At 71.2% G+C, this 19,540-nt stretch carries 16 protein-coding genes; 10 read left to right on the top strand and 6 right to left on the bottom strand.

The features are described from left to right. Window positions 1-224: 224 nt before the first annotated feature. Window positions 225-1,553, bottom strand: a complete 1,329-nt coding sequence (locus EV567_RS18835) for an Nramp family divalent metal transporter (protein ID WP_130441493.1) — start codon at window positions 1,551-1,553, stop codon at window positions 225-227. A 213-nt stretch (window positions 1,554-1,766) separates the two neighbouring features. Between EV567_RS18835 and EV567_RS18830 the strand changes: the two genes are divergently transcribed. Then, entirely contained in the window at window positions 1,767-3,164 is a 1,398-nt protein-coding gene (locus EV567_RS18830; protein WP_130441491.1) for a M14 family metallopeptidase, read from the top strand. Window positions 3,165-3,209: 45 nt separating this feature from the next. Here EV567_RS18830 and EV567_RS18825 read toward each other — a convergent pair whose 3' ends face one another. Beyond that, entirely contained in the window at window positions 3,210-3,788 is a 579-nt protein-coding gene (locus EV567_RS18825; RefSeq protein WP_130441489.1) for a hypothetical protein, read from the bottom strand. 215 nt (window positions 3,789-4,003) lie between these two features. Here EV567_RS18825 and EV567_RS18820 point away from each other — a divergent pair, with 215 nt between their 5' ends. Together EV567_RS18820 and EV567_RS18815 are read left to right on the top strand one after the other, a co-directional pair. After that, window positions 4,004-5,269, top strand: coding sequence for an amino acid deaminase (locus EV567_RS18820; RefSeq protein ID WP_130441487.1), 1,266 nt, complete (start codon window positions 4,004-4,006; stop codon window positions 5,267-5,269). Window positions 5,270-5,280: 11 nt separating this feature from the next. After that, window positions 5,281-6,906, top strand: coding sequence for an amidohydrolase family protein (locus EV567_RS18815; RefSeq protein ID WP_130441485.1), 1,626 nt, complete (start codon window positions 5,281-5,283; stop codon window positions 6,904-6,906). 57 nt (window positions 6,907-6,963) lie between these two features. Here EV567_RS18815 and EV567_RS18810 read toward each other — a convergent pair whose 3' ends face one another. Further along, window positions 6,964-7,872, bottom strand: coding sequence for a serine protease (locus tag EV567_RS18810; RefSeq protein WP_130441483.1), 909 nt, complete (start codon window positions 7,870-7,872; stop codon window positions 6,964-6,966). A 214-nt stretch (window positions 7,873-8,086) separates the two neighbouring features. Next, entirely contained in the window at window positions 8,087-8,710 is a 624-nt protein-coding gene (locus EV567_RS27880; protein ID WP_165430417.1) for a hypothetical protein, read from the bottom strand. A gap of 125 nt (window positions 8,711-8,835) precedes the next feature. Here EV567_RS27880 and EV567_RS18805 point away from each other — a divergent pair, with 125 nt between their 5' ends. The 3 genes from EV567_RS18805 to EV567_RS18795 all read left to right on the top strand — a co-directional run bounded on the left by EV567_RS18805 (window position 8,836) and on the right by EV567_RS18795 (window position 12,137). Then, window positions 8,836-10,047, top strand: a complete 1,212-nt coding sequence (locus tag EV567_RS18805) for a pyridoxal phosphate-dependent aminotransferase (protein WP_130441481.1) — start codon at window positions 8,836-8,838, stop codon at window positions 10,045-10,047. Between the two features lie 105 nt (window positions 10,048-10,152). Beyond that, window positions 10,153-10,575, top strand: a complete 423-nt coding sequence (locus EV567_RS18800; RefSeq protein WP_130441479.1) for a hypothetical protein — start codon at window positions 10,153-10,155, stop codon at window positions 10,573-10,575. Window positions 10,576-10,862: 287 nt separating this feature from the next. Beyond that, window positions 10,863-12,137 carry a glycosyltransferase gene (locus EV567_RS18795; protein ID WP_130441477.1) on the top strand — a complete coding sequence of 425 codons (1,275 nt, stop codon included), beginning with the start codon at window positions 10,863-10,865 and terminating at the stop codon, window positions 12,135-12,137. Between the two features lie 93 nt (window positions 12,138-12,230). Here the strand turns inward: EV567_RS18795 and EV567_RS27970 are convergent, their stop codons facing one another. Further along, complete coding sequence (locus EV567_RS27970; protein ID WP_242620888.1) at window positions 12,231-13,139, bottom strand: hypothetical protein; 909 nt, start codon at window positions 13,137-13,139, stop codon at window positions 12,231-12,233. Between the two features lie 398 nt (window positions 13,140-13,537). Continuing rightward, window positions 13,538-15,361, bottom strand: a complete 1,824-nt coding sequence (locus EV567_RS18785) for a phosphoenolpyruvate carboxykinase (GTP) (RefSeq protein WP_130441475.1) — start codon at window positions 15,359-15,361, stop codon at window positions 13,538-13,540. Between the two features lie 291 nt (window positions 15,362-15,652). Here EV567_RS18785 and EV567_RS18780 point away from each other — a divergent pair, with 291 nt between their 5' ends. The 4 genes from EV567_RS18780 (at window position 15,653) to EV567_RS18765 (ending at window position 19,531) form a co-directional block, all read left to right on the top strand. Continuing rightward, the gene (locus EV567_RS18780) at window positions 15,653-16,366 is read left to right on the top strand and encodes a hemolysin III family protein (RefSeq protein ID WP_130441473.1); all 714 of its coding nucleotides are present in this window, start codon (window positions 15,653-15,655) and stop codon (window positions 16,364-16,366) included. 136 nt (window positions 16,367-16,502) lie between these two features. After that, window positions 16,503-18,083 carry an MFS transporter gene (locus EV567_RS18775; RefSeq protein ID WP_130441471.1) on the top strand — a complete coding sequence of 527 codons (1,581 nt, stop codon included), beginning with the start codon at window positions 16,503-16,505 and terminating at the stop codon, window positions 18,081-18,083. Then, the gene (locus EV567_RS18770) at window positions 18,080-18,718 is read left to right on the top strand and encodes a TetR/AcrR family transcriptional regulator (protein WP_130441469.1); all 639 of its coding nucleotides are present in this window, start codon (window positions 18,080-18,082) and stop codon (window positions 18,716-18,718) included. Before EV567_RS18775 ends, EV567_RS18770 begins: the two co-directional genes overlap by 4 nt. Before the next feature lie 81 nt (window positions 18,719-18,799). Further along, a complete protein-coding gene (locus tag EV567_RS18765) occupies window positions 18,800-19,531 on the top strand; it encodes a Mut7-C RNAse domain-containing protein (RefSeq protein WP_130441467.1) in 732 nt (243 codons plus the stop codon). Window positions 19,532-19,540 lie beyond the last annotated feature (9 nt).

Raw genomic sequence — 19,540 nt, 5'->3', positions numbered from 1 at the left:
GCTTCGCTCCAGTCGGCATGCCTCACATCCGAGTTGCGGCTTGTCGCTGGTAACGGCTGGTGTGCGATCGCTGCTGACGGCGGCGGCGCCAGTCGCAAACGGCCCCGGACTGGAAGTCCGAGGCCGGACAGGACCTCTCAGGGGAGAAGCCCCAGGTCAGAGCAGTAACGCAGTGTGCCCCGGCAGGGCTCGAACCTGCGGCACCCGCTTGAGGTGAACGAGGTTCAGAAGAAATCGGCCCACGGCTGGTCCCAGACCTGCTTCACGCACAGCACCAGGAACAGCAGACCCGCCGCCGCGAGCATCACGTTGCTCAGCGGGCCGTTGCGCCATTCCCGGGGCGTGCGGGGCGAGTTGAGCAGCCAGATCAGCGTCACGGCGAGGAACGGCAGGAAGGCCGCGCCCAGCACCCCGTACAGGATGATCAGCCGGAACGGCTGGCCCTGGAAGAGGAGCACGATCGGCGGGAACGTCAGCCACAGCAGGTACAGCCGGAACGGCCACGAGCGCTCCCGCTCCCCGGAGGCGACCTCCGCGCCCGTGGCGCTGTCGCCCCGGCGGTAGCGGGCCACGAAGTCGGCGAACATCAGGCTCACGCCGTGCCAGACGCCGATGAGGGAGGTGAAGGAGGTGGCGAAGAAGCCGATGAGGAAGAACGTGGCGGTGGCCGAACCGTACTCCTCCTCCAGGATGTCGCCGAGCTGGATCAGCCCCTTGTCGCCGCTCGCGATGGCCACGTTCGCCGAGTGCAGCAGCTCCGCCCCGACGAAGAGCATCGCGATGACGAAGACCCCGGTGGTGGCGTACGCGACCCGGTTGTCCAGGCGCATCACCTTCATCCACCCGGTGTCGGTCCAGCCCTTGGCGTTGACCCAGTAGCCGTACGCGGCGAGCGTGATGGTGCCGCCCACGCCGCCGATCAGGCCGAGGGTGTTGAGGACGGAGTCCTTCTCGTCGGGCAGGACCGGCAGCAGGCCGGCGAGGGCGTCCGGGAGGTTGGGCGTGACACGGACGGCCAGGTAGACCGTCACCGCGAACATGACGCCGACCAGGACCGTCATGACCTTCTCGAAGACGGCGTACTTGTTGAACCAGACGAAGACCAGGCCGACCAGTCCGCAGGCGACGGCCCACCATCGCAGGTCCATCACGCCGGGGAACAGCGCCTGCAGCGGCAGCGCGCTGGACGACATCGCCGCCGCCCCGTACACGAAGCCCCAGACGACGACGTAGACGACGAAGAACCACGTCGTCCAGCGGCCGAGGCTCGCCCAGCCGTCGAAGAGGGTGCGCCCGGTTGCGAGGTGCCAGCGGCCGGCCGCCTCCGCGAGGGAGATCTTCACCAGACAGCCGGCGACGGCCGCCCACAGCAGGGTGTAGCCGAAGTTGCTGCCCGCGATGAGGGTGGCGACCAGGTCGCCGGCGCCGACGCCGGTCGCGGCGACGACGATGCCGGGGCCGATGTGGCGCCAACTGGACTTGCGGGGGGAGGTGGTGCGGTCGGTGCCGGATGATGCCTCGGAGTGCGTGGGGTTTCCCGTGGTGTCCGCCATGAGGGTCAAGGAACAGCAAAGCCGGCCCGGTCGCAAGAGGGCACGCTATTGACCTGACCATGACATGCATCGACGATGAGCGACACCCCCGCACGCCCTTCACGGCAAACGCACAGCAAGCGCACAGCAGCAGCACGTCGCACGCAGGACCACCCCCGCTCCACTCCCCACACGTCCGGCGACCCCGGACTCCCGGAGAACCGAGGAGACTTCATGCGACTTCGCACACGCGGCTCAGGCGCACGACACGCGGACGGCCCGCCCGGCGCACCGGGCGGCCGGAGTTCCCGCGGCGGACGGACCGCCGCCCTCGCCGCCCTGCTGGCCCTCGCCCTCGCCGCGCCCCTCTCGGCGACCGCCACCGACGCCGCCGCGCGCAGCGCCCCCAGGACCGCGCCCGCTCCCGACGACGTCCGCCAGTACGAGATCCACGTCCCCCACAGCACCCCGCAGACCCGCACCGCGATCGCCGCCTCCGGCGTGAGCGTGGACGAGGCCGACGAGGAGACCGTCGTCGTATCCGGCCGCGCCGACCAGATCCGCAAGCTGCGCGCCCAGGGCTACGAGGTCGCGCTCCTGGGCTCCGCGCCGGACCGCGCCGCCGGGGGCGGGGCGCGGCTGTACGACTTCCCCTCCGCCGACTCCCGCTACCACAACTACGCCGAGATGAACGCGGAGATCGACCAGCGGATCGCGGCTCACCCGGGCATCATCAGCAAGCGGGTGATCGGGAGGTCGTACCAGGGCCGGGACATCGTCGCCGTCAAGATCAGCGACAACGTCGGCACCGACGAGGCCGAGCCGGAGGTGCTGTTCACCCACCACCAGCACGCCCGTGAGCACCTCACCGTCGAGATGGCGCTCTACCTGATCCGCGAGCTGGGCGCCGGCTACGGCACCGACGCGCGCATCACGAACATGGTGAACAGCCGGGAGATCTGGATCGTCCCGGACGTCAACCCGGACGGCGGCGAGTACGACGTCGCCACCGGCTCCTACCGCTCCTGGCGCAAGAACCGCCAGCCCAACTCCGGCTCCTCGAACGTCGGTACCGACCTCAACCGCAACTGGGCCTTCCGCTGGGGCTGCTGCGGCGGCTCCTCCGGCTCGACGTCCTCCGAGACCTACCGGGGCCCGGCGGCCGAGTCGGCGCCCGAGGTGAAGGTGGTCTCCGACTTCGTGCGCGGCCGGGTAGTCGGCGGCGTGCAGCAGATCAAGGCCGGCATCGACTTCCACACCTACAGCGAACTGGTGCTGTGGCCCTTCGGCTTCACCTACTCGGACACCACCACCGGGATGACGGCGGACGACCGCAACGCCTTCGCCACGGTGGGCCGTTCGATGGCCGCGAGCAACGGCTACACGCCCGAGCAGTCGAGCGACCTGTACATCACGGACGGCTCGATCGACGACTACCTCTGGGGCGCCCACAAGATCTTCGGGTACACCTTCGAGATGTACCCGGGCTCGGCGATCGGCGGCGGCTTCTACCCGCCCGACGAGGTCATCGAGCGGGAGACCGCGCGGAACAGGGACGCGGTGCTGCAACTGCTGGAGAACGCGGACTGCATGTACCGGTCCATCGGCAAGGCGGCGCAGTACTGCGCCTAGCGCCGCGGCGGACGCAGGTGCGCGGGTTCCCGCGCACCTGTCGGCTCACTTGTCGGCGGCTGCCGGCTCTGACGCTTCCGCCGGTTCCGCCGGGTCGTCGGAGGCTGCCGGCTCCGCGGGGGTCTCGTCCTCGAAGTAGGCGTCCAGCACCTCGTCGAGGCGGTCGTCCCACTCCTTGAAGCGGTCCCTGGCCGTCGCCTCGATCTCGATCGGGTACCAGCGGCGGTCAGGGGTGTGGACCGTGACGGTGTACCGCTTGCCGAAGCGGGGCGTCTCCGTCTCCACGGCGCCGATCTCGTCCCAGCGGAACTCGCACTCCTCCTCGTCGAGGCGGAGACGGACGCCCCTGGCGTCGGCGACGATCCGCGCCCGCCGGTCGGAGGCCTCGAAGACGGGGCCGTCGGGCGCGCCCTGCTCCTCGGCGGACTCGTCTCCGGTCTCGTCGGCGCTCTTGCCGGCGTCGGCCTTCTCGGCCTCGGGCGCCTCGGACCTCGCCGCCTTCGCGTCCCCCGGCTTCCGGTCCTCCGGCTCGACGGTCGCGGGCGACGTGAGCCCGGGGATGAATGCCGGGTCGAATCCGGCGCCCTCCAGGGGCTGGCTGCTCGAACCTATGCGCTGCTCCACACCGGGCAGTATGGTCGACGATCCTGTGCCGGACACAGCCCGCCCCGAACTTCGTTATCAGACGCCTACTTCAGACGGTCGGGGCTCCAAGCGGTCAGACGGGGGCGACCCGTCGGCCCGGGGAGGACCTCGCGCGGCCCGGATGCCGGACAGGAGCGGACCACATGAGCGACTAACGTGAGGAAGTCGCGACAAGGCATATCAGGAGGCCCTCGATGAGCAGTGAAGCGCTCGCCCGTCTAGCCGGGGAACGAGTCGACCACCGCTTCAAGGGCCTTCCTCCGGACGCCGACGGACTCACCTTCGGCGAACTCGCAGCCCAGCGCCGCAACCTCTTCACCGACGGCTTCACCACCCCCGTCCTGGTCCTGTCCGCCGAGCGCCTGGAGCACAACCTGCGCCTGATGGAGACCTACGCGACCCGTCACGGCCTCGCCTTCGCCCCGCACGGCAAGACCACGATGGCGCCCCGGCTCTTCCAGCGGCAGCTCGACCACGGGGCCTGGGGCCTCACCCTCGCCCTCCCCCACCAGGTTCGTGTGGCACGGGAGTTCGGCTTCCAGCGGGTGTTCCTCGCCAACGAGGTCGTGGACACGGCGGCGCTGCGCTGGCTCTCCGCCCAGCTCGACGCGGACGACGCCTTCCGCCTCGTCTGCTACGTCGACTCCGTGCGCGGCGTCGAGCTGATGGACGCGGCGCTGCGCGGTGCGCGGCGCCCCCTGGACGTCGTGGTCGAACTGGCCGCCGGGGAAGGCGCCCGCACCGGTGTGCGGACGGAGGCGGAGTGCGCGGCGGTCGCGGACGCGGTCGCGGCCACGACGACCCTGCGGCTGGTCGGTGTCGCCGGCTACGAGGCCTCGGTGCCGGACGCCTCCCCGGAGCGCGTGCGGGCCTGGCTGCGGCGACTGGTCGCCCTCGCCGTGGGTTTCGACGAGGCGGGACGCTTCCCGGGCCTGGACGAGATCGTGATCAGCGCGGGCGGCAGCGAGTGGTTCGACGTGGTCGCCGAGGTCTTCGCGGAGATCCCCCGACTCTCCGCTCCGGTGCTGAAGTTGCTGCGTTCGGGCGCGTACGTCTCGCACGACGACGGTCACTACCGCGAGCTCAGCCCGTTCAACCGGGTCCCCGAGGAGGGCTCGCTGGAACCGGCGTTCCTGCTGTGGACGCAGGTGGTCTCCCGGCCCTCTCCGGAGCAGGCGTTCGTGAACGGCGGCAAGCGGGACGCCGCCCACGACATGGACCTCCCCGTCGCCCGGGTGATCCGCCGGGACGGCGTGGAACGCCCCGCGACCGGCGTCCGTGTCACCGCGCTGTCCGACCAGCACGCCTGGCTGCACACCCGGCCCGAGGCGGACGTCGAGGTCGGCGACTGGGTGGGCCTCGGCCTGTCCCACCCGTGCACGACCTTCGACAAGTGGCCGGTGATCCCGCTGGCCGAGGCTGACGGCACGGTCGTCGACTACGTCCGCACCTTCTTCTGAGGAGCGCCGGGATGCAGGACCTCGTCATCCGGGACGCGGACGTCGTCGACGGCTCCGGCGGACCGTCGTACCGGGCGGACGTGGTGGTCGACGACGGCAGGATCGTCGCGATCGTCCAGGAAGCCGCGGCTGCGGGCTGTCAACGCCCGAACGCGATGCGCGAGTTGGACGCGGAGGGCCTGGTCCTCTCCCCCGGCTTCATCGACATGCACGCCCACAGCGATCTGGCGCTGCTGCGCGACCCCGACCACAGCGCCAAGGCCGCGCAGGGCGTGACCCTGGAAGTCCTGGGCCAGGACGGCCTGTCGTACGCCCCGGTCGACGATCGGACCCTGGCCGGGGTGCGCCGCGCGGTCGCCGGGTGGAACGGCCACGGCGACGACGTCGACTTCGACTGGCGTTCGGTGGGCGAGTACCTGGACCGGCTGGACCGCGGCGTCGACGGCCGGGGCATCGCGGTCAACGCCGCCTACCTGGTCCCGCAGGGGACGGTCCGGGCGCTCGCCGTCGGCTGGGAGGACCGGGCGGCGACGCCCCGGGAGCTGGAGCGGATGCGGCGGCTGGTCGCGGAGGGCATGGAACAGGGCGCCGTCGGCATGTCCTCCGGGCTGACGTACCCGCCCGGCATGTACGCCGGGGACGCCGAACTGACCGAGCTGTGCCGGGTGGTCGCGTCGTACGGCGGCTACTTCTGCCCGCACCACCGCTCCTACGGCGCGGGCGCGCTCGACGCGTACGCGGACATGGTGGAGGTGGCCCGGAACTCCGGCTGCCCACTCCATCTCGCGCACGCCACACTGAACTTCGGCGTGAACGAGGGTTGTGCGCCGCGGCTGCTGTCCCTGCTGGACGGGGCGTCGGCGGCCGGCGTCGACCTCACCCTCGACACCTACCCGTACACCTCCGGCTGCACGACGCTGGCCGCCCTGCTGCCGAGCTGGGCGGCCGACGGCGGCCCCGACGCGCTCCTCGCCCGACTGACGGACGACACGACCGCCGCCCGGATCCGCCACGAGCTGGAGGCCGTGGGCTCCGACGGTTGCCACGGCGTGCCCGTCGACTGGGACGCGGTCGAGATCTCCGGCGTGACGGCCGCGCACCTCGCCGACCACGTCGGCCGCACGGTCCGGGAGTCGGCGGACCTGCGCGGCGAGGCGCCCTGGACGACGGCCCGCCGGCTCCTCGTCGAGGACCGGCTGGCCCCGACGATCCTCCAGCACGTGGGGCACGAGGAGAACGTCCGCGCGATCATGCGGCACCGCGCCCACACCGGCGGATCCGACGGCATCCTGCACGGCGCGAAACCGCACCCCCGCGCGTACGGCACGTTCCCGCACTACCTCGGTCACTACGTGCGGGAGGCGGGCGCGCTGTCGCTGGAGGAGTGCGTCGCCCATCTCACCTCGCGCCCGGCGGCCCGGCTGCGCCTGCCGGACCGCGGCCTGGTCCGCGAGGGACACCGAGCCGACCTGGTCCTCTTCGACCCGCGCACCGTCGCGGCCGGCTCCACCTACGCCGCCCCGCGCACCCTGCCCACCGGCATCCCGCACGTCCTGATCGACGGCCGTTTCGTCATCGAGGACGGCCGTCGCACGGACATCCTCGCGGGCCGGGCGATCCGTCGCAGTCCCGTGTGACGGATCGCCCCCCGGCGTGGCCTACGGATGTGGCTTCGCCTACGGCAACGGCTACGGCTACGGCTTGGGCACGGTGCAGCCGGCCGCGCTCAGGTTGAGCTGGTTGCCGCTGGTGAAGCAGGCGGCGAACAGGTAGGTCTCCTGGGCGTAGTTGATGCCCTTGCGGACGGTCACATTGCCGTTCGCGTCGACCTCACAGGGGTTGTTCTCGGTGCAGCGCCCGCCGTCCTCGTTGCCGGTGTTGTTCACCGCGACGACCTTGCCGGTGGCCTGGTCGATCACCGGGGAGCCGGAGGTGCCGCCGATCGTCTGGCAGGCGGAGGTGTAGCGGACCGAGTCCTTCCAGGTCCAGTCGCCCTCCTTCATCCGGTACACGAACCCGTCGATGTTGCAGCTGTAGAGCCGCTTCCAGTAGCCGGAGGCGACGGTGATGGCGGTGCCGGCCGTCGGGTGGGTGTCCTGGACGGTGAGCGCGCTGATGCCGTACGTGTTGCGGATCGTCGCGTAGGTGCTGGTCAGCTGGTAGATCGCGGCGTCGGTGTCGGTCATCGTGCCGTAGGCGATCTTGCTGGCGCGCAGGGTGGCGACGCGGGTGCCGGCGGAGTTGAGCAGGCCGAAGGAGCGGGTGGACGTCCGGTTGACGAGCACCTCGCCGGGCTCCGGGAAGCCGGTCTCCAGGCAGTGGCCGTTGGTGAGGACCAGCGCGGGGGCCGTGTCCAGGGAGTTGGGGAAGCGCACGACGGAACCGGAGCAGTTGCTGAGCGCGACGGTCCCGGCGAAGTTGACGGCCTTCAGGGTCGGCGAGGCGGCGGCCGGCTTCGCCGCGGTGCTCACCGGGGTCTGCACCGCGCTCGCGGCGGCCGCGGCGGGGGCGGTGGCCGTGGAGGCGGGCGCCGCGGTCGCGGGCGCCGCGCCGGCCCCGGCGATCGCCAGGGCGAAGAACGCGGCGACGAGAGGCTTTCTCATGTGGGGGGTCCCCTCTGCATGACAGAGCGACCGGAGATCTTCCGGCCGCCCACTGGTTTGTCATGCGCATTGTCAACGTGAGGGAGGGAGAGAACAAGCAGTGGCTTTCAGCCACGGGGGCCCCGGTCGGTCGGCCCGTGCCCCTGTCCGGCCCAGGGCGTGCCCGAAAGTCCCGCCCGGTTCCCGGCGGACGACTCCGCTTTCGGACCACGCCCTACCGGTGACCCTTGGTCGCCCCCTGGCCGCGCCCTTTCCCCTTCGTCCGCTCGGAGGGCGTCACCGACGCGGACGCCGAGGCGACGGGCGCCGGGCTCGTGGCGGTCGCGGCCGAGGACGCGACCGCGGAGGCCTCCGGGACGGCGGCCGAGACAGAGGGAGTGTCCCGGGAAACAGGAGCCTGCGCACCGGGAGCGCCGGGAGCGCTCACCGCCGTGAAAGGGGAAGCGGGCTTCACCGGACCGGCGGAGCCGTCCGTCGCCGAGCGGGTGCCCTCCGGGCCCGTCCGCCGCCCGTCCTCAGAGCTTGAGGACAAGCCCAGCGCCGCGACCACGGCCCCCGCGGACACCAGCCCCGCGGCGCCGGCCGCGAGCGCCACTCGGCGCGAGCGCCCCCCTCCGGCCCGGCGGGCCTCGCGCCGCCGGCCGGCCCGTCCGCCCGGCGGGCGGACGACACCGGCCGGCGGGCCGACGCGGGGCAGCTCGGCCGTCTCGTCGTACGCGTTCTGCCAGCCGTGGGCGGCGGCCGGATCCGCGTACGCGTCGTACGCCGGCGCGTCCGCCCCGCTCGGGAGGTACACGTTCGGCGGAACCCGGGTTCCTTTTTCACCACGCCTGGACATGGCCGCGCATTCTAGAGACCAGTGGGGCCCTTGGGACAGCCGACGGCGATACCCGCCCAAAACACTCGTCCCACGTGGCGGAAAACACCCCCCGAGAGCCGTTACCGAGCCGTAAGCTCCCAGACATGCAGGTGATCCAGTCGACCAAACTCGCCAACGTCTGTTACGAGATCCGGGGGCCGGTTCTCGAAGAGGCGATGCGCCTGGAAGCGGCCGGGCACCGCATCCTGAAGCTGAACACCGGCAACCCGGCCGCCTTCGGCTTCGACTGCCCGCCGGAGATCCTGGAGGACATCCTCCGCAACGTCTCCTCGGCGCACGGCTACGGCGACGCCAAGGGCCTGCTGGCCGCCCGCCGCGCGGTCGTCATGCACAACCAGACCCTCGGCATAGAGACGGACGTCGAGCACGTCTTCATCGGCAACGGCGTCTCCGAGCTGATCGTGATGGCGATGCAGGGCCTGCTGGACGACGGCGACGAGGTGCTCGTCCCCGCGCCGGACTACCCGCTGTGGACCGCCGCCGTCTCCCTCTCGGGCGGCACGGCCGTGCACTACCGCTGCGACGAGCAGTCCGACTGGATGCCGGACCTCGCCGACATCGAGCGCAAGGTGACCGACCGCACCAAGGCGATCGTCATCATCAACCCGAACAACCCCACGGGCGCGGTGTACGACGAGGCGATGATCCGCGGGCTCACGGACATCGCCCGCCGCCACAACCTCCTCGTCTGCTCGGACGAGATCTACGACAAGATCCTCTACGACGGCGCCACGCACACCCCGACCGCCGCGATCGCCCCCGACCTGCTCACCCTCACCTTCAACGGCATGTCGAAGGCGTACCGGGTGGCCGGCTACCGGGTGGGCTGGATGTCGATCTCCGGCCCGCGCGCCCACGCCGACTCCTACATCGAGGGCCTGACGATCCTGGCGAACATGCGGTTGTGCGCGAACATGCCGGGACAGCACGGCGTGGTGGCCGCCCTCAGCGGTCGCCAGACCATCGACGACCTGGTGCTGCCCGGCGGGCGGCTGCGGGAGCAGATGGACACCGCCTACGAGCTGCTGACGCAGATCCCGGGCGTGACGTGCGTGCGCCCGAAGGGCGCGCTGTACCTCTTCCCGCGCCTGGACCCGACGGTGTTCAAGATCAAGGACGACCGGCGGATGGTGCTGGACCTGCTGCGCCGCGAGAAGATCATGGTGGTCCAGGGCACGGGCTTCAACTGGCCCGAACCGGACCACTTCCGGGTGGTGACCCTGCCGACGGTGACGGACCTGCGGGACGCGGTCGGCCGGATCGGCCGCTTCCTGGACGGCTACAGCCAGCACTGACGCCGGACACGGCCGGCGGCGAACCGAACCAATTTCACGCTCGACTCAACTTTAGACGCAATCCAAGCTAGGATGGCTTCCTGGAAACGCTCAGGAGGCCCTCCCATGTACGAACCGATCCGCACCAAGTCGGTCCACAGCACGGCGGACGGGCCCAACCCCAGCTTTCCGCACCGGTCCCGCGAGGAGGAGCTGGACATCCAGCTCGCTGGCCATCTCGCGGCCCTGCTCGCCGTCACCGACGAACTGCGCGCGCTGACGCCGTCCGCCGATCTGGACACGGCGGCGGACCGGCTCGCCCAGCAGGTGACCCGACTGCGCGGCGGCAGGGCTCCGGCCCGCTCCACGACGTCCGGAGCGGGCGCGCCCCAGGCGGCGGCCCTGCACCGGCGGGCGCACACCCTCGCGGGGCGCGCCCTCGTCGTCGCCGCCTCACGGGCCGACACGGCGGCCGCGATCCTCACGGCGGAGCGCATGGACGCCCACTCCGCCGCGCTGGCTGACGGACGACTGGCCACCGCCGGCTGACCGACCCCGCCCAGGGGTCCCCTCATCGGCCCCGGTCCGCGTGCACCCGCAGCGACGCGCGGACCGGGCGCCATCAGCGCACCCGGCCTTCTGCGTACATTCGGGTGGATCGCGCGCCGCAGAGCCCGCCGGACGACGGCGGCGCCTACGCGGCCTCGTAACGTCAGCGGACGAATACGCCGAGCGGTCGCGGCCGGTCCCCCCTGCCGTTCCCAGCACCGGAAGTGCCCGGAATCCCGCTCCGACCGCCTGGCTCCCCCCTGATCGAGACCAGCAGGGAGCATCAGATGACGTCGACCGCGACACCCAGGTTCTCCGTCTTCACCCCCAGCCACCGGCCCCGGTTCCTCGACGAGTGCCTGGCGACCCTGCAGGCGCAGACCTGCCCGGACTGGGAATGGATCGTCCTGCTCAACAACGGGGCCCGCTGGCGGCCGGAACACCCCGACGACAGGGTTCGGGTGGAGATCGCCGACGATGCCCTCGGCGTCGGAGCGGCCAAGCGCAGGGCCTGTGAACTGGCCCGGGGCGAGATCCTCGTGGAACTCGACCACGACGACCTGCTGGCGAAGGCGTGCCTGGCGGAACTCGGCGAGGCCTTCGACGCGCATCCCGACGTCGTTTTCGTCTACAGCAACACCGCGCAGATCACCGAGGACGGCAAGCGGGACGACAGCCGCTTCAACGAGACGCACGGCTGGCACTACGAGGACGTACGCGTCGACGGCCGCAAGCTGCTGCAGGTCCGTTCCATGGCGCCGACCCCGCACAACGTCGCCTACATCTGGTACGCGCCCAACCACGTCCGCGCGTTCCGCAAGGAGGCCTACGACAAGGCCGGCGGCTACGACGCCACCCGCACGGTGCTGGACGACCAGGACCTGATGTGCCGTCTGTTCCATGTGGGGGACTTCCACCACATCCCCCGCTGTCTGTACCTCCAGCGGATGCACCCCGCGAACACCCAGCGCGACCCGGAGATCAACGCGTTCATCCAGCGGGAGACGGTCGCTCTGTACGACAAGTACATCGAGGCCAACGCCCTCGCCTGGACGTACCGCAAGGGGCTCCTCGCGCTGGACCTGGGCGCGGCCCGCCGAAAGCCCCCCGGTTACACGGGAGTCGACAGACATCCGGGCGAGGGGGTCGACATCGTCGCCGCCCTGCCCGACAGGCTGGACCTGCCCGACGACTCCGTCGGTCTGGTGCGGGCGGTGAACTTCCTCGAACACGTGCCCGCGAAGGTGCCGTTGATCAACGAGCTGTACCGTCTGCTGGCCCCCGGCGGCATGCTCCTCACCACGACGCCCAGCTCCGACGGCCGCGGCGCGCACCAGGACCCCAGTCATGTCGCGTACTACAACGAGAACTCGTTCTGGTACTACACGGACGACCAGTACCGCGCCTACGTGCCCGATCTCGAGGCCCGCTTCCAGAGTTCGCGGCTGGCCACCTGCTTCCCGTCCGAGTGGCACTCCGAGAAGAACATCCCGTACGTGATCGCCAACCTCATCGCGGTGAAGGACGGCGCCGAGCGGTGCGGCGGGCCGCTGCTGGTCTAGGATCCTCGCCCCTCGACCCGTTCGGTCGATGCGCGTGTCACCACTCGAACGGCGCCCCCGCGGCCTGAGCCTCGGGGGCGCCGCGCAGAGGGGTTACGGCACCAGGGCACACACCACATAGGTGGTGACGGTGGCTCCCTCTCCGGAGACCGTGCCCTGCCACCCGGTGGGCGGCGTGACGGCGGTACCGCCGGTCGGGACGCTCCCCATGAGGACGCCCGTGGTCGTCAGAGCCCCGCCGCCCGTGGCGACGTCGTTGTCAAGGCAGTCGGCGGTCGCGATACCCGTACCGGTGCCGGTGATCACGTAGGAACTGCCGATCGTGCCCTGAGCACCCTGAGCACCCTGAGCTCCCTGGGCTCCCTGGGCTCCCTGGGCTCCCTGCGCACCCTGGGCTCCCTGAGCACCCTGCGCGCCCTGAGCACCCTGAGCGCCCTGCGCGCCCTGGGCTCCCTGGGCTCCCTGGGCTCCCTGAGCACCCTGAGCGCCGTCGGCACCGGCAGCACCCTGGGCTCCCTGAGCTCCCTGAGCACCCTGCGCTCCCTGGGCTCCTTGCGCGCCCTGAGCACCCTGCGCACCCTGAGCTCCCTGAGCACCCTGAGCACCCTGCGCTCCCTGGGCTCCTTGCGCGCCCTGAGCACCCTGGGCTCCCTGCGCACCCTGCGGGCCCTGGGGGCCCGGCTTTCCGGGCTTGCCCTGGGGGCCGCGCGGGCCCTGGGGACCACGGTCGTGACCGCCGTGTCCACGGCCGTCGTTGCCGTAGTCCAGGGCGCGCACCGGGGCCTTGCCGGCCGCGCCGGCCCGGCGGATCGCGTCGGCGATGGCGCCGGTGGGGGCGTTGTTCGCGCGCAGGTGGGTCGCGGCTCGGCCGCCACCGGACCCGTGCATCGCGTCGGCGACGGCCACCGTGCTCGGGACGACGCTGAGGGCCACGGCGACCGCGCCCACCGACACCATCGTGGCGGACCTCAGGCGCGCGATTCGAATCGTTCTACGGTTCAAGAGAACCTTCCTCACGGAAGAGGGATCAGACCGCCGGCGCGCGTTTCGCGCACTTCGTCTCACTTGCGTGCCTCATCCCCTTGCGGACACAGACAAGGCAGCTCTTCCCTTTTCCATTAAGAATGATTATGTGTTCGCCCTCCTCGTGGACAAGGATCACCCGAGCGGCGCGGACACCTTTGGCGACCGCCCGCCACACCCCCAAAAGGATGGAATCGGACACCCTGAGCCGACTCCCGCGAAGGCCCGGCGCCGGCAAGGGCGCCGACACACGGACGAGGTCCCGCACGCCGTTGTGCGGGACCTCGTTCACTTGGTGCTCTCACCGCGGCCGACCGTGACGATGTTGCTGGTCAGGGCACGATCGGAGCCGGCCGCGGCGTCTTGGGGGGCTTGGCTCAGCCCAGGCGCTCCACCAGCGCGCGGTATTCGTCCCACAGCTCCTTGGGCGTGTGGTCGCCGAAGGTGTTGAGGTGCTCGGGGACCAGGGCGGCCTCCTCGCGCCAGACCTCCTTGTCGACGGTGAGCAGGAAGTCGAGGTCGGACTCGGCCAGTTCGAGGCCGTCGGTGTCCAGCGCGCCCTTGGCCGGCAGCACGCCGATGGGGGTCTCGACGCCCTCGGCCTTGCCGTCGAGGCGCTCGACGATCCACTTCAGCACGCGGCTGTTCTCACCGAAGCCGGGCCAGACGAACTTGCCCGCGTCGTTCTTGCGGAACCAGTTGACGTAGTAGATCTTCGGCAGCTTGGCCTGGTCCTTGCCCTTGGCGACGTCGATCCAGTGGCCCATGTAGTCGCCCATGTTGTAGCCGCAGAACGGCAGCATCGCGAAGGGGTCGCGGCGCAGCTCGCCGACCTTGCCCTCGGCCGCGGCGGTCTTCTCGGAGGCCACGTTGGCGCCGAGGAAGACGCCGTGGTTCCAGTCGAAGGACTCCGTGACCAGAGGTACGGCGGTGGCGCGCCGACCGCCGAAGAGGATCGCGGAGATCGGCACGCCCTTGGGGTCCTCCCACTCGGGCGCGATGATCGGGCACTGGGCGGCGGGGACGGTGAAGCGGGCGTTGGGGTGGGCGGCCGGGACGCCCGACTGCGGCGTCCAGTCGTTGCCCTTCCAGTCGGTGAGGTGGGCCGGGGTCTCCTCCGTCATGCCCTCCCACCAGATGTCGTCGTCGTCCGTGAGCGCCACGTTGGTGAAGACCGCGTTGCCCCAGAGCGTCTTCATCGCGTTGGCGTTGGTGTGCTCACCGGTGCCGGGGGCGACGCCGAAGAAGCCGGCCTCGGGGTTGATGGCGTACAGGCGGCCGTCCTCGCCGAAGCGCATCCAGGCGATGTCGTCGCCGATGGTCTCCACGGTCCAGCCGGAGATGGTGGGCTCCAGCATGGCGAGGTTGGTCTTGCCGCAGGCGCTCGGGAAGGCGGCGGCGACGTACTTGGCCTCGCCCTGCGGCGGGGTCAGCTTGAGCACGAGCATGTGCTCGGCGAGCCATCCCTCGTCGCGGGCCATGACGGAGGCGATGCGCAGGGCGTAGCACTTCTTGCCGAGCAGGGCGTTGCCGCCGTAGCCGGAGCCGTAGGACCAGATCTCGCGGCTCTCGGGGAAGTGCGAGATGTACTTGGTGCTGTTGCACGGCCAGGGCACGTCCTGCTCGCCCTCCGCGAGCGGCGCTCCGAGCGTGTGCACGGCACGCACGAAGAAGCCGTCGGAGCCGAGCTCGTCGAGGACGGGCTGTCCCATGCGGGTCATGGTGCGCATGGAGACGGCGACGTAGGCGGAGTCGGTGATCTCGACGCCGATGGCGGAGAGGTCCGAGCCGAGAGGGCCCATGCAGAACGGGACGACGTACATCGTCCGGCCGCGCATCGAGCCGCGGAATATGCCCTTCTCGCCGCTGAAGATCTCCCGCATCTCGGCGGGGGCCTTCCAGTGGTTGGTCGGGCCCGCGTCCTCCTCCTTCTCGGAGCAGATGTAGGTACGGTCCTCCACACGCGCGACGTCGGTCGGGTCGGAGGCCGCGTAGTAGGAATGCGGGCGCTTGACCGGGTCGAGTTTCTTGAAGGTGCCCTTCGCGACCAGCTCCTCGCAGAGCCGCTCGTACTCGGCCTCGGATCCGTCACACCAGACCACGTTGTCCGGCTGCGTCAGTTCGGCGATCTCGTTGACCCACGAGATCAGTTCCTGGTGCTGGGTGGGGATGACGGGGGGAGTCGCGATGTCGCGCGCCACGATCGCTCCTAGGTGAGGGATTTTGTCCTTGTCTGCCCCGTGGGGGCCGCGGCCCGGATGCTTCGCAGCTGCCTGCTGAGCGCTCATCCGGTGCCGACTGCACTCATTTGATCATCCGCCGTATGAGCGCATCTGTCCAGGGGACGTCACAGATGAGCAGCGTGAGGCTCGCCACGTGTACCGGCCGATCCCCTCCCCCACCTGCGATTAGGCGTGAGATGACGGCCTCAGGCGGCCCCCCTCTCGTCGCGCGGATCCGCAACTTACGGCTCCGTAGATACGATGCCGGGTATGACTGCGTCCGCCCCCGACGCGCCCACGGACCAGCCGGCCGCCGGCCGCGGTCCCGTGGCGCTCTCCCTGCCGCACCCGGTCAAGCCCAAGCTGCGCGGCTGGCTGCACCTCGGCATGTTCCCGGCCGTGCTCATCGCCGGGCTCGTGCTCACCGCCCTGGCCGACTCCACCAGAGGCCGCATCTCCTGCGGCATCTACGCACTGACCGCCTGCCTGCTGTTCGGCGTGAGCGCCCTGTACCACCGGGGCGACTGGTCTCCGCGCATGGACGGCATCCTGCGCCGCCTCGACCACGCGAACATCTTCCTGATCATCGCGGGCACCTACACCCCGCTGACGATGCTGCTCCTGCCCGGCGCCAAGGGGCAGTGGCTGCTGTGGGGCATCTGGGCCGCCGCCGCCGCGGGAATCGTGTTCAGGGTGTTCTGGGTCGGCGCCCCGCGCTGGCTCTACACCCCCTGCTACATCGCGATGGGCTGGGCGGCCGTGTTCTTCCTCCCGGACTTCATGCGCACCGGCGGCATCGCCGTCCTGGTCCTGGTGGTCGTCGGCGGCCTGCTCTACAGCGCCGGCGGCGTGATCTACGGCATCAAGCGCCCCAACCCGTCACCCCGCTGGTTCGGGTTCCACGAGGTCTTCCACTCCCTGACACTGGCCGCGTTCGTCGTCCACTACGTGGGCATCTCCCTGGTGGCGTACAAGCACACGTAGAACACGGGAAGAGCACTCCAACCCCGGAACGAAGAGGGCCACGGCTTGCGGAGCCGTGGCCCTTCCGCGTTGCCCGACCCGACACCGACACACTCGCTATTGACAGCCCCTACATTTTGAAAGCTACTCTCATTTCATGGATGCTGTCACATTACCGGCCGGGCCTGCCCGCCCGGACCCCCGACGCTGGTGGGCCCTCGGGGCCCTGGTCGCGAGCATGCTCACGCTCGGCTTCGACATCACGATCCTCAACGTGGCGCTGCCGACCATGGCCGCCGACCTGGGCGCGAGCACCGGGGAACAGCAGTGGACGGCGGACGCCTACGTCGTCGTCTTCGCGGCGCTGATGCTCCCCGCCGGGCTGCTCGGCGACCGGTTCGGCCGGCGGCGGATGCTGATCACCGGACTCGGCGTCTTCCTGGCCGGCTCGCTGGCGGGAGCGCTCACCGAGAACGTGAGCGCGGTCATCGCCGCCCGCGCGGTGATGGGCGTCGGGGCGGCGCTGGTCACCCCGCTCGCCCTGTCGGTCCTGCCCTCGCTGTTCGCACCCGAGGAGCGCGCCAAGGCCGTCGGCATCGTCTCCGCCGGTTCGACGCTCGGCCTGCCGCTCGGCCCGATCGTCGGCGGCTGGCTGCTCGACCACTTCTGGTGGGGCTCGGTCTTCCTCGTCAACGTCCCGATGGCCGCGCTCGGCATCGCCTCATGCCTCCTGCTGCTGCCGGAGACCCGCGACCCGTCCTCCCCCAAGGTCGACGCCGTCTCCACCGCGCTCACCGCCGCCGGGCTCGGTGCGCTCGTCTACGCCATCATCGAGGCGCCCGGCCGCGGCTGGGCCGATCCGCTCGTCCTCGCCATGTCGGGCGCGGCCGTCGCCCTGATCGCCGCCCTGGTGCTGCGCGAGCGCCGGATGCCCCGGCCCCTGCTCGACCTGACACTGCTCGCCCGCCGCGGGTTCCTGTTCAACACGCTCGCGGCGACCCTGGTGGTCTTCGTTCTGTCCGGGCTGCTGTTCGTGCTGCCGCCCTACCTCCAGTCAGTTCTTGGCCACGACGCCCTCGGCACCGGGGTGCGTCTGCTGCCGATGATGGGCGGGCTGGTCGTGGCCGCCCGGGCCGCGCAGCCGTTCGTCGCCCGCTTCGGGGCGCGGACCGTGGTGAGCGCCGGTCTGGCGGTGCTGGCCTTCGCCGCGCTCTTGGGCAGCCGTACGACGGTGGAATCCGGCTACGGCTTCACCGCGCTGTGGCTGTCGGTCGCCGGGTTCGGCTTCGGCTTCTCCCTCGTGCCCGCGATGTCGGGCGCCCTCGGCACCCTGCCGTCGGATCGGGCCGGCAGCGGCTCCGGGCTGCTGATGACGCTGCGCCAGGTGGGCGGCGCGATCGGCATCGCCCTGCTCGGCAGCCTCCTGGCGAGCGCCTACCGCGGCCGCCTCGACGTCACCGGACTGCCCACGGAGGCCGCCGACGCCGCCGGGGGATCCGTGGTCGCCGCCCACCTGCTCGCCGAGCGCACGGGCCTCGATGAGCTGACCGCCTCCGCGAACAGCGCCTACGTCCACGGCATGGACGTCGCCCTCGCGGTGTGCGGGATCGCGGCGATCGTCGCCGCCCTGCTCGCCGCCGTGCTGCTGCCGAGCGCGCCCCGCCCCGCGGCGCGGGATGCCGACGAGTCGTCCGGGCCCTCGGGCGTGGTCCTGGCGCCGGGTGATGTTCGACAATGACCTGCATGACGGCCGTACAGACCACCTCCCCCGGCGACCGGCCCCGGCCGGGGCTCCGTGAGCGTAAGAAGATCAAGACCCGTGAGGCGATCCGCGCCGCGACCTACGCCCTCGTCGAGGAGCAGGGGTACGACGCCACCACGATCGAGCAGATCGCCGAGCGGGCGGAGGTGTCGCCGTCGACCGTCTTCCGCTACTTCCCGGCCAAGGAGGACATCGTCCTCACCGACGAGTACGACGCCGTCCTGCTGGAGGAGCTCCGCGGCCGGCCCGCCGACGAGCCGTGGGCGGACAGCATCCGGCACATGCTGCGGGAGGCCGTCCGCACCGGCGTCGTGGAGGACCCCGAGGTGGCACGGCTGCGCACCCGGCTGATGGTCGAGGTCCCCGCCGTGCGCTCCCGGATGATGGAGAGCATGTCGGCCACCGGCCGCCTGCTCTGCACCGCGATCGCCGAACGCACCGGCCGCGCCCCCGACAGCCTGGAGGTGCGGGTCTACGCGATGTCCCTCCTCGGCGGCCTGATGGAGACCTCGCTGTACTGGGCGGAGAACGGTCACCGGGACGACTTCGCCGACCTCGTCGACCGCTCCCTGCGGGTCCTCCAGCAGGGCCTGCCCCGGGAGAGCCCCTGAGAAAGGCCTCCGGGAGGGGGCCGGGGCAAGGCCCGGGAAAACCCCGGCGAGCCCCGGCCCTCCCCGTGCCATCCTGACCGGGTGAGCACATCCGAGATCCACGTCGAAGTCGCCCCCGAACTGGCCCTGTTCGTCCCGCACGCCCGGCGGACCGGCGTCCACCCCCTCGCCGTCGACGGCGTCTCCACCCTCGGCCACGTCGTGGAGTCCCTCGGCGTCCCGCTGACCGAGGTCGGCGCCCTCGTCGTCGACGGCCGTGAGGCGCCGTTCTCGCACATCCCGGCGCACGGCGAGTCGGTGAGCGTCCGCCCCGTCGCCCGGCCCCAGCGGGTGCCCGGCGCGCCCCTGCGCTTCCTCCTCGACGTCCACCTCGGCACCCTCGCCCGCCGGATGCGCCTGCTCGGCGTGGACACCGCGTACGAGTCGACGGACATCGGCGACCCGGCGCTCGCCGCCCGCTCCGCCGCCGAGCGCCGGGTCATGCTCAGCCGCGACCGGGGCCTGCTGCGCCGCCGCGAACTGTGGGCCGGCGGATACGTCTACAGCACCCGCCCCGACGACCAGCTCCGGGACGTCCTGGCCCGGTTCGCCCCCGAGCTGCGCCCCTGGACGCGCTGCACCGCCTGCAACGGTCTGCTGAGACAGGCCACCAAGGACGAGGTCGCCGACCAGCTGGAGCACGGCACGCACCGCTCCTACGACGTGTTCGCCCAGTGCCGTGAATGCGGCCGCGCCTACTGGAAGGGCGCCCACCACGAACAGCTGGAGACCATCGTGGAACGAGCGATGGCGGAGTTCGCCTCCACCGACTGAGCGCGGACG

The sequence above is a fragment of the Streptomyces sp. BK239 genome (assembly GCF_004217285.1).
Lineage (GTDB): Bacteria > Actinomycetota > Actinomycetes > Streptomycetales > Streptomycetaceae > Streptomyces.
This window is presented reverse-complemented; position numbering and strand designations above follow the sequence as displayed.

What these genes read in the sequence shown, in the direction of transcription:
- EV567_RS18835 (WP_130441493.1), bottom strand. Translation starts at nt 1,553, where the DNA reads ATGGCGGACACCACGGGAAACCCCACGCACTCCGAGGCATCATCCGGC.
- EV567_RS18830 (WP_130441491.1), top strand. Translation starts at nt 1,767, where the DNA reads ATGCGACTTCGCACACGCGGCTCAGGCGCACGACACGCGGACGGCCCG.
- EV567_RS18820 (WP_130441487.1), top strand. Translation starts at nt 4,004, where the DNA reads ATGAGCAGTGAAGCGCTCGCCCGTCTAGCCGGGGAACGAGTCGACCAC.
- EV567_RS18815 (WP_130441485.1), top strand. Translation starts at nt 5,281, where the DNA reads ATGCAGGACCTCGTCATCCGGGACGCGGACGTCGTCGACGGCTCCGGC.
- EV567_RS18810 (WP_130441483.1), bottom strand. Translation starts at nt 7,872, where the DNA reads ATGAGAAAGCCTCTCGTCGCCGCGTTCTTCGCCCTGGCGATCGCCGGG.
- EV567_RS27880 (WP_165430417.1), bottom strand. Translation starts at nt 8,710, where the DNA reads ATGTCCAGGCGTGGTGAAAAAGGAACCCGGGTTCCGCCGAACGTGTAC.
- EV567_RS18805 (WP_130441481.1), top strand. Translation starts at nt 8,836, where the DNA reads ATGCAGGTGATCCAGTCGACCAAACTCGCCAACGTCTGTTACGAGATC.
- EV567_RS18800 (WP_130441479.1), top strand. Translation starts at nt 10,153, where the DNA reads ATGTACGAACCGATCCGCACCAAGTCGGTCCACAGCACGGCGGACGGG.
- EV567_RS18795 (WP_130441477.1), top strand. Translation starts at nt 10,863, where the DNA reads ATGACGTCGACCGCGACACCCAGGTTCTCCGTCTTCACCCCCAGCCAC.
- EV567_RS18780 (WP_130441473.1), top strand. Translation starts at nt 15,653, where the DNA reads ATGACTGCGTCCGCCCCCGACGCGCCCACGGACCAGCCGGCCGCCGGC.
- EV567_RS18775 (WP_130441471.1), top strand. Translation starts at nt 16,503, where the DNA reads ATGGATGCTGTCACATTACCGGCCGGGCCTGCCCGCCCGGACCCCCGA.
- EV567_RS18770 (WP_130441469.1), top strand. Translation starts at nt 18,080, where the DNA reads ATGACCTGCATGACGGCCGTACAGACCACCTCCCCCGGCGACCGGCCC.